16 protein-coding genes are annotated in these 14,655 nt (G+C 45.0%); 4 read left to right on the forward strand and 12 right to left on the reverse strand.

The genetic code is table 11. From position 1 onward, the window contains the following. The first annotated feature begins 52 nt into the window (after positions 1-52). Positions 53-673: an L-threonylcarbamoyladenylate synthase gene (locus OH461_RS03080; protein ID WP_270019161.1), complete on the forward strand. Its 621-nt coding sequence runs from the start codon at positions 53-55 to the stop codon at positions 671-673. Between the two features lie 118 nt (positions 674-791). Next, positions 792-1,733: a 23S rRNA pseudouridine(2605) synthase RluB gene (gene rluB / locus OH461_RS03085; RefSeq protein ID WP_270019162.1), complete on the forward strand. Its 942-nt coding sequence runs from the start codon at positions 792-794 to the stop codon at positions 1,731-1,733. A gap of 89 nt (positions 1,734-1,822) precedes the next feature. Here rluB and OH461_RS03090 read toward each other — a convergent pair whose 3' ends face one another. The 11 genes from OH461_RS03090 to trxB all read right to left on the reverse strand — a co-directional run bounded on the left by OH461_RS03090 (position 1,823) and on the right by trxB (position 11,290). Continuing rightward, on the reverse strand, positions 1,823-2,440 hold the full coding sequence (locus OH461_RS03090) for an HAD family hydrolase (RefSeq protein ID WP_270019163.1): 618 nt from the start codon (positions 2,438-2,440) through the stop codon (positions 1,823-1,825). 88 nt (positions 2,441-2,528) lie between these two features. Beyond that, complete coding sequence (locus OH461_RS03095; protein ID WP_270019164.1) at positions 2,529-2,861, reverse strand: hypothetical protein; 333 nt, start codon at positions 2,859-2,861, stop codon at positions 2,529-2,531. A gap of 104 nt (positions 2,862-2,965) precedes the next feature. Next, positions 2,966-3,577 (reverse strand): hypothetical protein, encoded by a 612-nt coding sequence (locus OH461_RS03100; RefSeq protein ID WP_270019165.1) that lies wholly within the window; start codon positions 3,575-3,577, stop codon positions 2,966-2,968. 5 nt (positions 3,578-3,582) lie between these two features. Further along, positions 3,583-4,026: a hypothetical protein gene (locus tag OH461_RS03105; protein ID WP_270019166.1), complete on the reverse strand. Its 444-nt coding sequence runs from the start codon at positions 4,024-4,026 to the stop codon at positions 3,583-3,585. A gap of 3 nt (positions 4,027-4,029) precedes the next feature. Next, positions 4,030-4,566 (reverse strand): hypothetical protein, encoded by a 537-nt coding sequence (locus OH461_RS03110; RefSeq protein WP_270019167.1) that lies wholly within the window; start codon positions 4,564-4,566, stop codon positions 4,030-4,032. Between the two features lies 1 nt (position 4,567). Continuing rightward, positions 4,568-5,368, reverse strand: coding sequence for a hypothetical protein (locus OH461_RS03115; RefSeq protein ID WP_270019168.1), 801 nt, complete (start codon positions 5,366-5,368; stop codon positions 4,568-4,570). Beyond that, complete coding sequence (locus OH461_RS03120; protein WP_270019169.1) at positions 5,365-5,964, reverse strand: hypothetical protein; 600 nt, start codon at positions 5,962-5,964, stop codon at positions 5,365-5,367. Before OH461_RS03120 ends, OH461_RS03115 begins: the two co-directional genes overlap by 4 nt. A gap of 9 nt (positions 5,965-5,973) precedes the next feature. Then, positions 5,974-6,381, reverse strand: a complete 408-nt coding sequence (locus OH461_RS03125; protein ID WP_270019170.1) for a lysozyme inhibitor LprI family protein — start codon at positions 6,379-6,381, stop codon at positions 5,974-5,976. A gap of 280 nt (positions 6,382-6,661) precedes the next feature. Continuing rightward, entirely contained in the window at positions 6,662-8,383 is a 1,722-nt protein-coding gene (cydC, locus tag OH461_RS03130; protein WP_270019171.1) for a heme ABC transporter ATP-binding protein/permease CydC, read from the reverse strand. After that, complete coding sequence (gene cydD, locus OH461_RS03135) at positions 8,376-10,163, reverse strand: heme ABC transporter permease/ATP-binding protein CydD (RefSeq protein WP_270019172.1); 1,788 nt, start codon at positions 10,161-10,163, stop codon at positions 8,376-8,378. The genes cydC and cydD overlap by 8 nt, the downstream gene beginning before the upstream one ends. 164 nt (positions 10,164-10,327) lie before the next feature. Next, complete coding sequence (gene trxB, locus OH461_RS03140; protein WP_270019173.1) at positions 10,328-11,290, reverse strand: thioredoxin-disulfide reductase; 963 nt, start codon at positions 11,288-11,290, stop codon at positions 10,328-10,330. Between the two features lie 412 nt (positions 11,291-11,702). On the opposite strand from trxB, the gene OH461_RS03145 reads away from it, so the two are divergent. Further along, entirely contained in the window at positions 11,703-12,359 is a 657-nt protein-coding gene (locus OH461_RS03145; protein WP_270019852.1) for a 2OG-Fe dioxygenase family protein, read from the forward strand. After that, the gene (locus OH461_RS03150) at positions 12,343-13,572 is read left to right on the forward strand and encodes a cysteine desulfurase-like protein (RefSeq protein WP_270019174.1); all 1,230 of its coding nucleotides are present in this window, start codon (positions 12,343-12,345) and stop codon (positions 13,570-13,572) included. The genes OH461_RS03145 and OH461_RS03150 overlap by 17 nt, the downstream gene beginning before the upstream one ends. A 34-nt stretch (positions 13,573-13,606) precedes the next feature. On the opposite strand, the gene OH461_RS03155 is transcribed toward OH461_RS03150, so the two are convergent. After that, positions 13,607-14,437 carry a DUF2797 domain-containing protein gene (locus OH461_RS03155; RefSeq protein WP_270019175.1) on the reverse strand — a complete coding sequence of 277 codons (831 nt, stop codon included), beginning with the start codon at positions 14,435-14,437 and terminating at the stop codon, positions 13,607-13,609. Positions 14,438-14,655: the final 218 nt, after the last annotated feature.

Raw genomic sequence — 14,655 nt, forward strand, 5'->3', positions numbered from 1 at the left:
TTACTGGGTATTATAACTATAGAGCCGCGAGGCTCGATAATGAGGAATTACCATGAGCCAGTTTTTTTACGTTCATCCTGAGAACCCACAGGCTCGCTTGATTAATCAAGCTGTAGCAATCATTCGCAATGGCGGGGTAGTCGTCTACCCAACTGACTCTGGCTACGCATTAGGCTGCCAGCTAGAAAACAAACAAGCATTAGAACGAATTTGTCAGATCCGCCGTCTAAACGAGAAACATAACTTTACTTTGCTTTGCCGCGATTTATCTGAAATCTCGTTGTATGCGCGTGTTGATAACACCGCATTTCGTCTACTAAAAAACAATACGCCGGGGCCGTACACTTTTATCTTTAAAGGTACTAAAGAAGTGCCGCGTCGTTTGATGAACTCAAAACGTAAGACCATTGGTATTCGTGTTCCGGATAACCGTATCGCGCTGGATCTACTAGAAGCGCTGGGCGAGCCATTAATGTCGACGTCTTTGATTCTACCGGGTAACGAAGTCACTGAATCCGATCCGGAAGATATTCGTGACAAGCTAGAACACGCAGTTGATGTGATTCTTAATGGTGGTTACTTAGGTGAACAGCCAACCACAGTGGTTGATTTTAGCGATGATGAGCCTGTGATTGCTCGTGTGGGTTCAGGTGATCCAGCACCGTTCGAATAGTCACTTATTGTCTGCTAAATTTGATGCTTTCATCACAGTATTTTGCTATATTGTGCGGCCGCGAATTTGAGTCGCGTATTTCATTCGACGTCTGCGAAGACGACACATAGGTAAATTGATGAACGAAAAACTTCAGAAAGTATTAGCCCGAGCTGGACATGGCTCACGACGCGAACTAGAAGCGTTGATTAAAGCGGGCCGTGTAAGTGTTAACGGTATCGTTGCAAAGCTGGGTGAACGACTAGAAGACGATAATGCTATCGTTCGTATCGATGGTCACACTGTTTCTGTAAAAGCGCAGGAAGAGGTGATTTGTCGTGTGCTTGCTTACTACAAGCCAGAGGGTGAACTGTGTACTCGCCACGATCCTGAAGGTCGTCGTACCGTGTTTGACCGTCTACCAAAAATCCGCGGTTCTCGTTGGATCTCGGTAGGTCGTTTGGACGCAAACACATCAGGTCTACTTCTGTTTACTACTGATGGTGAACTAGCAAACCGTCTAATGCACCCAAGCCGCCAAGTTGAACGTGAATACCTAGTTCGCGTATTTGGTGAAGTGACTGAACAAAAGGTGAAGAACTTAGTTCGTGGCGTTGAGCTTGAAGATGGTATGGCGCGTTTTGAAGATGTTGTTTACGCAGGCGGTGAGGGTATGAACCACACTTTCTACGTAGCGATTAACGAAGGTCGTAACCGTGAGGTTCGTCGTTTATGGGAATCGCAAGAGACAACGGTTAGCCGTCTGAAACGTGTACGTTACGGTGACATCTACCTAGACAAGAAACTGCCTCGTGGTGGATGGATGGAGCTGACTCTGAAAGAAGTGAACTACCTACGTGAACTGGTAGAGCTTCGTCCAGAGCGCCAAACTATGCTTGACGAAAGCAAAGAGAATACCTCTCGCAAACGTGAGCGTTCTCGTAGTCAGAAGATTCGTCGTGCAGTTAAGCGTCACGAAGAGCGTGTGAATGCACCAAAAGGTCGCAGTAACAACCCAGCTCGTCGTAAGCCAGCTAAATCGTCGGCAGGTAAGCCAGGTGCACGTAGCAAGCATCGTTAATAGATGATTCAATATTTAAAAAGCAGCCAGATGGCTGCTTTTTTCTTGTCTTCAATTTAATGAATCAGCGCTGGCATGCACGAAACAAATTAGAACGCCAATCCTCTTTCTTTTAGCTCTTGTTCCGCCTGATGCGCATGCGCAAATTGAATAGCGTCGATGCCAACGGCTTTTGCCCCTTCAACGTTGTGCGGCATGTCATCTAAGAAGATGCACTCTTCACCAACTAAGTTATTGCTTTGTAATAAGTGGTGGTAAATCTCCGCTTGGGGCTTAAGCATATCTACATCCGCAGATACTGTTGCACCATCAAACAGAGGCCAAAAGTCGTACTGTTGCTTTAAGTAATCGACCAGTTCTGTGACGTTGTCCGTCAGCGCATAAACGCCGTAACCGGCCTGCTTTAAGCGTTCAATTAATTGCTGAGAACCATATAGCGGGGTAAGAGTTTGTCTCACGTTAAAGAACAGTTTTTCGCTTTCAAGCTCACTGAAATTAAGCTGCTGTTGATAGGCTTGTTTAGCTTGGTCTTCAGTTAAGCGACCCTTGTTCAAATCCATCCAGATAGAGTGTTGGAATACTTCCCGAGCTTTGGCGGGCGCATCAATGTTATCGCCAAATGTCAGGCGGATGATTTCAAGCGGCGACCAACGTACCACGACGTTGCCAATATCGAAGATCACATTTTTGATTTTTGTTGCGGCCATAGCGAAGTTCCTTAATTCATGATGAATGAAGAGGGATGTAGTGATGGTTCAGAATAACGAGATTATTGTCTACTGTGTCCGATAAATGTCAGTGAGAATCAAACAGTGTGATGTCGGTAATCACTTGGGCTTCATCGAGTTTCAAGCAGATCTCAGAATAGTAGAGGCAACCTTCTTTGATGAAGGGTTCAAAGTCATCAACATCACGCGGGATTAGCTTGATAACCTGCTCAGCATCTTTACCAATCAGGTCATGTTTAGCCAATACAATAGCCTGTTTGAGCGCCTGTGCTGCGGTTTCGTAACTGGCTTGCTGATAGGTTTGAGTCACACCTAAATCGATGGCCTTAAGAACCAAAGTTCCTAGCCAAAAGAGATTAGATACGATCAATAACACCGACAGAAAGATGACTTTCTTCATTACCGCTTCCTTGTGGATGAGTCCAATATGAACTTCATGAATGAACTCGGGTATCGCCATTCAGTTAGTTGAATAGCGATATTTCCTGAACTCAATTTAGTTCGTTAAGAGTTCGCTTTTATCTGAGCTAAACATTCTTCGATTTTCTCTAAACCGTACTCTTTGTGCGCCTCTGGGTCTAGATTGATGGCGTGCTCAAAATTGGTGATTGCGAGGCGAAGCGTATCCAATGCTTGCGGAATATCACAAATGATGAAGTTGTATTCCGCATCACCCATTAAGTAAACACCTTTCATCATGTAGGCACTAGAGCTTGGGTCAATAGCAATCACTCGATCCATTAAAGCCACACCATGATCGGAGTTCTCACCATTGTAGGTAATGACTTCCGCATATTTGTACATAGCGTCAACGTTGTTCGGTTCTAGCTCAAGTGCCGTATAGAGAAGTGATTCTGCTTCTTCATCGTCGATATCAAGAGAAAAATAGATACAAGCTTTGTGGTACTGCGCAAGAGCGTGCTTCGGATCAAGCTCAATGATCTTATCTAAGTCTTCTAGGGATTGGCGGTAGTTTTGGGCATGCTCATCGTAAAGGCATTCATCGTTGGCGATGTAGTCACCCGCAAGCCACAGCGCGCGTTCGTAAAGGGCAGGGATGTTATTCGGCTCATTAGCTAAGGTTGCATTTAGTTGCTCTAATCTTTGTTCAATCATTATGGTTACTCTGACATTGCTTCCCACGTACAGTGGCCATTTTGGTCCACTGAGTGAGAGTTTTTGGATAAGTCGAAAACTTGGTCACTACCGCTAGGTCGGTAAGAGAAGTTAAACACCACCGCGCCTTGGCTATGGTATTGGTAGCTACCGTTGATTTGGCCATCAACAATTTCAAGCCAAGTATGTTTAAACTCCCATGGTCTATCAGGAATTTCAGTGACCACTTCACTGGTCTTAAACACTAATGGGATATATTGCTGAGAGGTGTGGTATCGAAGTTGGCCACCCACCCAGCCGATGTCTGAATCTTGATAAGTTTTAAACTCTACTTTTAACTTCTCGTCTGGTGACATGAAGCAGCGGGTATCGATGCTGAGTTGCTGAGCGTTAGCTTGGGTGATACCGAAGAGTAACGTAGCTAAAGTGAGTATCTGGATTTGTTTCATGGCTTAGACCCTATTCCCAAGGATGATAGAGAGCAGTAACATCCCCCAGCCTAAGAAAAACAAGGTTTTGTATATAAAGTTATAAACGTATTCGTTGTCTCTGGTGTCGTAGTGGTCGATGATCGCCGTGAATACCAGCAAAGAAAAACAGCCCATTGCTGTCACGAATGGCGTGATAGCACTACCCACGATATCAGTACCACCGCGTCTGCCCGGTAAGTAAAAATACCCAGTTTGCCAAGCGTAAAGGCCCATACCTCCAAGTGCTAAAGCAAAGACAAACATGCCAAATCTCATATTGCGTGAGATTCGGTTCGGAACGTAGGGTTTATCTTTCTTGATAAACTCGTATTCGCCATGACGCTTGCTGATGAATGATTTTTTCACCAGAAGTTTTAGGATTAGCGCTTCTTCTTGTTCGGTGTAATAGCCAGAGTTAAGTTTGTTAAACATCTGTCGGCCTAGCTGAGGCGTAATGTCTTGCTTGCCCTCGAACAGCACTTTGCGCTGCTGTAGATAGAAATAAAGCTTACTAAACATGCTAGAACCCTTGTAACGGCTTAGGCACGAGGTAAGCGTTACCATCAAACTTCAATGTGGTTTGTTGCTTACTGGTATTGGTGATGATGCGGTTGCATTCATCGTTAGTGAGCTTAGTGATGCGGTCTACGGTGGTGGTTTTTACTAACAAATCAGCATAGCCTTTGGTTTGTTGGCCTTTGACGATGATAATCCGTTTATCTTCGCTCGATTTTCCCTCGCAGCGTGTGTCCCATTCGCCACCAAGATTTTGTACCAACATATTGTCCAACACTTTGACGATGCGCCCTTGTTTGTAGGTGTAAAGTGATAGGGCTTTGTTATGTAAAGCGTAAACATTGGAGCTGCCACTTCGAAATACTTTAATACCGAACGCAACGGTATCAGACGACAATTTGTAATAGGCGGTATCTATCTCGATGTCAGAAACATAAATGGCGTCAGAGAACAGTGCATCGTCTTCTTTGCGAACGCTTAGTATTGAATTTGTTTCGGTCGAGGCCATGATAAGTACCAGATCAGACGTCTCAGCTGCGCGAGAATGCTCAGAAGAGTTTGGGTGATCCGCTTTAAGAGCAAGGATTGCCAATTTAGGGTTTGCAGGCCACACTTTGCATTCGATAGAAGCTAACGAGCGATCCAATTTATCGTTGAGCTTTGGATAATACTCATCTTGAGTCGAGTAGTTTGGGTAAAGCTGCTTGATGATCTTATCACTTTGTTTGGAGCAGAAGTCATCACTTGCACTTGCTGTCATCGCAATCAAAGGCAGGCAACATAATAGGCTGGTTAAAACTCTCATGATTGAACTGTCCCACGTTCTTTCTTAATTTCTTGTAAGATTTTCTTAAACGCTGAATTGGGTACGGCATGTTTGACATAAAAGCCTAGCGAGCTTTGATAGCCAGATAATATGTACACTTGGTCTTTGGTTAAGTAGCTGGTTTCTGAAATACAGACATAGCCGTGCAACGTTGGCTCCAAATAATCGTTTTCGATGACGAACTCACATTCTCGAGTGGCGTGATTCTCTCTAGGAACAACAATTTGTACATTCGCGTGTTGTTTCCCTAGTAGACGTGCTTGAAGCCCCGGGACGCTGTAAGCAAAACAAATGTGTAGGGTGTAAGCGATCATCAGTACTCGAAAGCCAAACTCAATAGCTTGGAATACCTTGCGCTTTGACATCATCTTGCTTGCGACACCTTTACGGAAGAAGATCAAAATCACGATAGTCAAAATGACGGATAAAGTTTTGGCTACTTTATTAACCGTCTCTGTCGGCACAAACTCGATGAAGAAACCATACATGGCTAAAGGTATACAGAGCAGCGCGATCCAAGCAATCGCGACGTTTAAAGGGGTTCGCTGTGTTTTAGGAAGAGTATTGTTGTTCATTATTACTGGCTATTTTGGTTCTGGTAGCACTGGCGGTGTGCTGTCTGCGTAGGTCAAAAAATTCTCCCACAAAATGTGGGTTCGCTGCTTGGTTAATTGGATACGGCAGTCTAGTGATTTAGCGTTTCGGATTGTGCCTTGACGCCACATGGTATAAATGGAATCACAGTGAGACTGACGGTAAGCATGCCATTTTTCATGGGCCACTTTCATTTCTTCTACGAGGGTTGGGTCAAAGCTGTTTCGTTCTAGGCTTTTTTGCCAGTAACGGTCAAGCTGCTGATAGGCTTGTTCTGCCTCTAGCCCCAAACAGTAGTTAAAATCAAGGGTAGTAACAGGGTTGCTGCAATCGACTTCTTGTTCGGCCATTACAGAGAACGAGCAGATAGCAGCGATAGCTAGTAAGAGATGTTTCATAAGGGATAATCTACTAAATAAGGTTATTGCTAAGGTCAGTAAACAGGCTCTAGGTAAACGCGATGTGAACCCATCTAGAAAGGCTTAATTCATGTTGTTATGCAGTATTCTGGGAAGTTTGTGATACAAGGTATATTCGGCACTGTAACTGTTAAACTACTTTCAGAACATTAATGTTGCATATGATAGCAGGATGGAAGGGTAATAACTTTGGTACAAGTCATTATTTTATAAAGATTTGATACAAAAAAGCCGAAGCTAACACTTCGGCTTTAAAGATTTATAATGTTTGATTCAGTTGGAAGTAACGGCCTTGTTGGGCGATTAACTCTTGGTGCGAGCCGTGTTCGACCACTTCGCCATTTTCAACCAAACAGATGCTGTCCATCTTTTCTAGTTCGACCAATCTATGGGTAATAAATACGACAGTCTTACCAACAAAATGTTTATCAAACAAACGCATAATTTGCTGCTCAGTCTGTTTATCTAGACCTTCAGTTGGCTCGTCGAGTAGCAGAATAGGCGCATTGTGTAACAGCGCGCGTGCAATACCAATACGACGCTTCTCACCACCAGAAAGCTGACGGCCTCCATCACCTAGCCAGTCGTCTAACCCTTTGCCTTCGAGAAGTTTCTCAAGGCCAACTTTACCAATCGCGGCTGAAACTTCTGCGTCAGTCGAGTCAGGTTTTGCCATGATCAAATTATCTCGCAGCGTGCCATTTAAGATGTCCACGCGCTGGCTAACAACGGTCATTGCTGAACGCAGTTGTGATTCAGACAACTCTTTAAGTGGTTTTTCGCCAATCAGCAGCTCACCTTGATTGGTATCCCAGTAACGGGTGAGAAGTTGAAGCAATGTCGATTTACCAGAGCCGGTTTGGCCCACAATTGCTAGGCGATGTTCTGCTGGCACAACAAGGTTAATATCTTTCACTACTGGTGCTTGGCCATCAGGGTAGGTGAAGGTAACGTTGCGATATTCAATACCAAAACCTTGATCTAGCTCTGCGGGTTTTTCGTTAAACACCACTTCAGGCTCGGCTAGAATCACGTCGTTAAGTCGACGTGCCGAAGTAAGCGTCTGTCCTAAGTGCTGGAAAGCGCTTGCGATTGGCATTAACAGTTCGACACTGGCCATGGTAGCAAAAGCAAATAGGGCAATCAGCGGATCAGGTTGTCCACCGCCAACCCCGTCAGCGGCTAACCATAGCATCAACACTAATGTCCAACCATTGGCAAGCATCAATAATGCTTGAGCAAGGCCTGCAAAATGGGCGTTAACGAACTGGTTCTTAAGCAGCTTCTCTTGCGCCGAGTAGATGGCATCACGGTAGCGCTGTTCTGCACCAAAAATCGTTAACTCACTGTAGCCTTGTAACCAATCAAGTGTATTGATGCGCAAATCGGCTTTGTTTTGAGTTAGCTCAGCACCATTACGTTTGCCTAACTTGTAGAACAAAACAGGCCAGCACAGTACCAATACCAGCAAGATGCCGCCAAGGGTTAAACCAAGCTCTGGATCGAAGTAGCACAACACTGCAGTGAGGGTAGCGATCCCTATAACGCCAATGATAACCGGGCTAATTAGGCGCAAATAGACATGATCCATCGCATCAATATCCGCAATGATGCGGTTGAGAATATCAGCATCACGTAGGTTAGATACTTTGCCCGGTACTAATGGCGCAAGCTTCTTAAAGAAGAAGATACGCAGGTCAGTTAGTAGCTTAAATGTCGCATTATGGCTAACTACGCGCTCTCCCCAACGCCCCGCTGTTCGACCCATGGCAAAGCCACGAACAAACGCACCGGGTAGCATGTAGTTAAAGGTTTCACGCGCAATGGTTAATCCTGCAACAGCAGCTGCGGATAAGAACCAACCTGAAAGGGAAAGTAGGCCAATGGATGCGAAAAGGGTTAAGAACCATAGGAACATACCAAGAGACAAACCAAACCAATGTTTTTTAAAGAGCTTGAGATATGGAATTAAATCACGCATCTAGGCTGCCCTCATTTTGTTGTTGCAGGGCTTGGTTCGCGTTGAGCATGTTTTGGAACAGTCCTTCTGCTTGTGACAATTGGGCAAAGTCGCCTTGTTGGATGATTTGACCATCTTGCATCACTAAAATTTGCTGAACACTTTGTAGTGGGGCAAGTTGGTGAGTAACGATAAGCGCGCTTTTCTCTTTGATTTGATTTTCAAGACCTTGAGTTACAAGACGCTCGCTACGTGCATCGAGACTTGCTGTTGGTTCGTCTAATAGCCAAAACTCGCCGTCTTGTAGCATCGCTCTTGCAAGTGCAAGTCGCTGTGCTTGTCCGACTGATAAGCCGCCTGAGCGATCAGAAATCGGATACTCTAAGCCATGCTGAGAAACAAACTCGTCTGAAAACGAGTCTTTGAGCACTTGTTCGATGCGCTTTTCATCCACTTCATGTTTGCCTAACGTGATGTTGTCACGGATTGAACCGTGCAGCAGAAGTGGGTTTTGGCCAACCCAACTGATTTGTTGGCGCCAATGCTCAAGGTTAAGCTCTGTGCGTTCGATACCATTGATTTGAAGAGAACCACGGTAAGGCAAGAACCCAAGAATCGCATTTACTAAACTGGTTTTGCCTGCGCCACTTGGGCCAACTAACGCCGTTGTTTGTTTTGCTGAAAGGGTAAAATCAACGGGCCCTAGGAGGCGTTTGCCTTCTAAACTAAATACTTCTAAACCTTGCGCTTTAATCTCGACCCCTTGAGATACTTCCATTGAGGTTTGACCGGACTTCACCGCAGTAACATCGGTTTCAAGAAAGTCGACAATGCTTTCCGCTGAAGCGACCGCTTGCTGTTTCGCGTGGTAGAAAGTCCCTAGGTCACGCAGTGGCTGATAAAACTCTGGCGCGAGAATAAGAATAAACATACCTGCAAACAAGGTTACGCCTACTCCGTAGTAACCAAAGTTGAGTTCACCAATAAACGCGAAACCAAAATAAACCGCAGTTAGGGCAATGGAAATAGAAGTGAAGAACTCAAGAACCGCAGAAGACAAGAAGGCGATGCGGAGCACATCCATCGTGCGTGAGCGAAATACCTCAGATGCGCCTTGCATTAACTCAGTTTCTGCTTTGGTGCGATCAAACAGGCGAATGGTGGTCATGGATTGCAGACGGTCATAAAAGTGGCCGGACAGTCGTTGCAAGGCTTTAAAGTTTTTTTGCCCCGCATCTGCCGCTTTAATACCAACCAACGCCATAAATAAAGGCACAAGAGGTGCCGTCAGTAAGAAGATGAAACCTGCTGCCCAGTTAACCGGAAACACCACAACGAGAATGATGAAAGGGATAATCACAGCGAGTGACATTTGTGGTAAATAACGGGCAAAGAAATCGTGCATCTCTTCAACTTGCTCAAGTATCAGGGTTGCCCAAGTACCCGCGGGCTTACCTTTTATGTAGGCTGGGCCCAATTCACGTAATTTGTCGAGAATCAGCTGTCGCATGTAAGTACGAATCTGTTCACCACAGCGATAGCCGGCAATTTCACGCCCCCAAGAGCATAGCGCTCTTAGCGAGATCAGTGCAGCCAATCCGGCGAATTGAGGGAGTAACGAATATTTATCGGCTTGTTCAATAATCAGCTGATGAAGTATTGAGGCAAGTAAGGCCGCTTGCCCAAGTAAAAACACGCTTGATAACACACCGAGGCCGACCGCGGCCAGTAACCAGCGTTTCGCCAGTTTACTTTGCTGTCTGAGCCATTTGTTCAAGCTGCGTTGTTTATTTTTATCCATTATGAAGGCTTACTGCTGTTTTTATAGGTAACCTGAAGCGCACTGTTATGTTTACGATGGCTCAGATTTCACTTTTTCTGACTTGTGAACGCTCGATTATACAAAATAAAACCCCGCTGGAGTACCGCGGGGCTTAAATCATTGTTTTAAATTATGTCAGGCAGTTACTTTTGATCAGCTAAGCCATCAAGAAAACGTTCTGCATCTAAGGCGGCCATACAACCTGTACCCGCTGAGGTAATTGCTTGGCGGTAGTTATGGTCCATTACATCACCGGCGGCAAATACGCCTTCAACACTGGTTTGTGTTGCGTTGCCTTCTAGGCCTGAGTTAACAATGATGTAGCCATCTTTCATTGCTAATTGGCCTTCAAAAATGCCTGTGTTTGGCTGGTGGCCGATCGCAATGAACGCGCCCATGACATCAATTTGCTCGATAGCATCAGATTTGGTGTCTTTAACGCGAACGCCAGTCACACCCATGTCATCACCAACCACTTCATCAAGAGTACGATCGGTATGTAGAATAATGTTGCCATTTTCTACCTTATCCATCAGACGCTTAACGAGGATCTTTTCTGCGCGGAATGTATCACGGCGGTGAATAAGGTGAACTTCTGATGCGATGTTAGATAGGTAAAGTGCCTCTTCAACCGCGGTATTACCGCCGCCAACAACCGCGACTTTTTGGTTACGGTAGAAGAAACCGTCACAAGTTGCGCACGCAGACACGCCGCGACCTTTGAACGCTTCTTCTGACTCTAAGCCAAGATATTTCGCCGAAGCACCCGTTGAGATAATCAATGCATCACAAGTGTACTCGGCACTGTCACCTTTTAGCTTGAAAGGGCGCTGGCTGAAATCAACTTCGTTGATATGATCAAACAAAATTTCCGTTTCGAAGCGCTCAGCATGCTCTTTCATGCGCTCCATTAAATCAGGGCCGGTTAAGCCAGTAGGGTCGCCGGGCCAGTTTTCAACTTCTGTAGTTGTCGTTAGCTGACCACCTTGCTGCATACCTGTAACCAAAACAGGCTTAAGGTTTGCACGTGCGGCGTAGACCGCTGCTGTGTAACCCGCTGGGCCAGAACCAAGAATAAGTAGGTTACAGTGTTTTACGTTGCTCATTGGCGCTCCATTTTTACATATAGCGTTATCGCTATTGATCACTGTTTGGGAATTAGAATCGATTGTAATAAAAATAATGGGGATAGGAAACGCGCATTCAAGCCTGAATGGATAAATAAATCGCTATAGCTTAGAACCAGTTGCATTAGTGGTTGAAACTGACGAACACGATGTAACACCCTGAAACAATAGACAATCGAGGTATTTCCTAGTTAAGAACTCCAAAAATCCGCCTATGCAGTTGAATAACTTAGTCATAAAATCTGACTAGCATAGCTTTGGTGGTGTTATTTTCTGAATTAACTTTTTTGATGGAGTTATATATCGCAAAAAGTTGACTGACTAGAATTTATGCGTGATAGTAAAATGTAAATACATTGTTAAATTGAGCGTATTCATTAAGGAGTCGATGATGCTACACGGTCATGAAAACACATTGCAGTTGACACAATTAAGTCGCGAAGCGATCCATCAACTTTCTCCCACCTTTACCTCTTTACCTCATACTCAGCATGCAGATGGTCAGTATCGTTTACGTCGCTATTCAGTGGTGCAGTTTATTGACGGTAACGTTGTAGCGACGGATAAACATGATTTCGTCCAATCTGAGCAAATCAACCATTTCCAAGGCGACATCGTTCGTCAGTTTGAGCCCTTACTGAGTAAAACGATTAACAGTGAAGGGATGCGTGAGATGTGTGAATTGTTTGTTGAAAGCAATGAACTGCCGAATGGTCAAGAAATTGAGATCCATCAGATTCGTATCACTGCGGTGTTTGATGAAACCCAAGTTGCCCCTGAGGGCGTTCACCAAGATGGCTTCGATCACATCGCGCTCATTGGTATTGACCGACACAATATCGTCGGCGGTGAAATCATGTTGTATAACGATAATCATGAAGCGCCGTTTTTCCGCAAAGTGTTGGAAAATGGTGAAGTCGCTTTATTAGCTGACGGTAAACTTTGGCATAACGCCTGCCCAATTCGCGCTATAGAGCATGGCAAAGAAGGTCATATGGATGTGTTCGTGTTAACTGCTAAGGATGGTGTGAATGCGCTTCAATCTTAACGCAGTTCGCGCTCAGTTCGGAGCGTTAAATCAGCAACACAATGGGCGTGACGTCTGTTTCTTTGATGGCCCAGGAGGCTCTCAAGTGCCGCTCTCGGTATTAGAAGCCATGCAAAACTACCTTGGACATTACAACGCTAATTTAGGTGGTCATTACTTCTCCAGTCGCAAAACGGATGAGCTGATGGCAAGCGCAAGATCGAGCGCGAAAGCACTGCTTAATGCCGAAAGCGCCGATAATGTGGTGTTCGGTGCCAATATGACTTCACTGACATTCTCTCTTAGCCGCGCAATTAGCCGCAACTGGCAACAAGGAGATGAGGTGATTGTTACTGCTCTCGATCACTATTCAAACGTGAGCAGTTGGCAGCAAGCAGCAGAAGACAAGGATGTTAAGGTGCTCAATGCCAACATCAATAGTGACGAGAGCACGTTAGATGTGACTCACTTACTGTCACTGATGAATGAGAAGACGCGCTTAGTTGCAGTGACGTTAGCATCAAATGCGACGGGCAGTATTGTCGATGTTGAGCCAATCATTCGAAAAGCACAAGAGTACGGTGCGCAAGTCTTCATTGATGCGGTTCATTATGCACCACACCATCTAGTGGATGTACAGCAGTTAGAGTGTGATTTTTTGGTGTGTTCAGCGTATAAATTCTTCGGGCCACACGTTGGGATAGCCTATGTAGCACCTAAATGGCTACACACTTTATTGCCCTATAAAGTCGAGCCTGCCACTAATATTGGTCCGGGACGATTTGAAACGGGCACGCAGAGTTTTGAAGCGTTGGCAGGTTTGGTGGCGGCCGTCGATTACCTTGCTCAATGGGGAAATCCTGAGTCTGCGTTGCGCGATAAGTTGGCTCAATCTTATGCGGTTTATAATCAGCATGAACAAGCGTTGAGCGATCACTTTCTACAACGAGTCAATGAGCGAGCTTATCTGCGGCTTTGGGGTATTAATGATAGCGAAAGCAGCTTAAGAACCCCGACATTTGCACTGACTTTTGAACGTCATAGCCCAATGGAAATTGCTCGTTATCTAGCGGAATTTAATATTTGTGTTTGGAGTGGCCATTTTTATGCCTTAGGTGTGATTCGTCAATTAGGGCTAGAAGAGAGTAGCGGGGTAGTGCGTATAGGTATGATGCACTACAACACCATCGAAGAAATTGATGGACTCTTCGCTGCGCTCGATGCGCTGTATTAAAAAAGCCGCTCTTAAAGAGCGGCTTAGCGATGAATCAACTATCAGCGGACACTTCAACTTCGTAAGAAGTGAATTTACGAATATTGATAACACCAGTATCTAAAATCAAATACTGACCCTTTATACCTTCAACTTTGCCCGATACAACCGGATTCTTATCGAAGTTATGAGAGATGATTTTGGTTGGATGATTCGTCACCGGATAGTGAATGTCGGTGATGGAGTCTTGCAATATTTCTATCGCATCTTCACCAAATTGTTGTTTGATTAGCGCGATCTTCTCTTCGACTAATGGCAGTAATTCGGCAAATTTCGCTTCAAGCGCCATTGGCTCTCCGTCTTGCTTAAGCAGCGTTCGCCAGTTGGTTTTATCTGCGATATGTTTAGCGAGCTCTACTTCAATCAGACCAGAGATATAACGGCTTTTCACCTTAAAAATAGGTAAGCCCTGAGTTGCCCCTTGGTCAATCCAGCGCGTTGGAATTTGCGTATGACGCGTAATGCCGACTTTCAAGCTGGAGGTATTCGATAGGTAGACGAAATGGTCAACCATGCAGTTCGCTTCGCCCCATTCAGGCTCGCGGCACGTGCCTTGATCGTAGTGGCAAGTTTCTGGCTTCATAATGCACATATCGCAACTTGCGAGTTTTTTCATGCACACAAAGCAATGGCCTTGAGAGTAGCTCTTCTTGGTTTTTTTACCGCATGACTGGCAAAAAATATTGCCGGTGTGGGTAAGCGTAATGGATTGTCCAAGGAAGGGTTTTAGATCAATAGCGTGTTCACCGACAGGTAAATGGTAGTGAACCGCGTCTTCAAGCACACCGCGCATTTTACGCAGTGTTCCGGTGGCGATAGATGACATGACTTTGCTCTTTATTGCTTTATTTGACCACTTGAGTGGCTGGGTCAATAAACCCTAATGATTATTCTGTTATTTTATCAGAAAGTACCGCACGTGTGGACTACAACCGTTATGTGTGAAGTGGCACTGATGCATAATTGAGCGCTATTCGATGGGGTTAAAATTATTGATTTAGGAACGGCAATTTTTCTGTGCAACAGACTATTTTTATCGTACAT

Source organism: Vibrio sp. LaRot3, assembly GCF_027587025.1.
GTDB lineage: Bacteria > Pseudomonadota > Gammaproteobacteria > Enterobacterales > Vibrionaceae > Vibrio.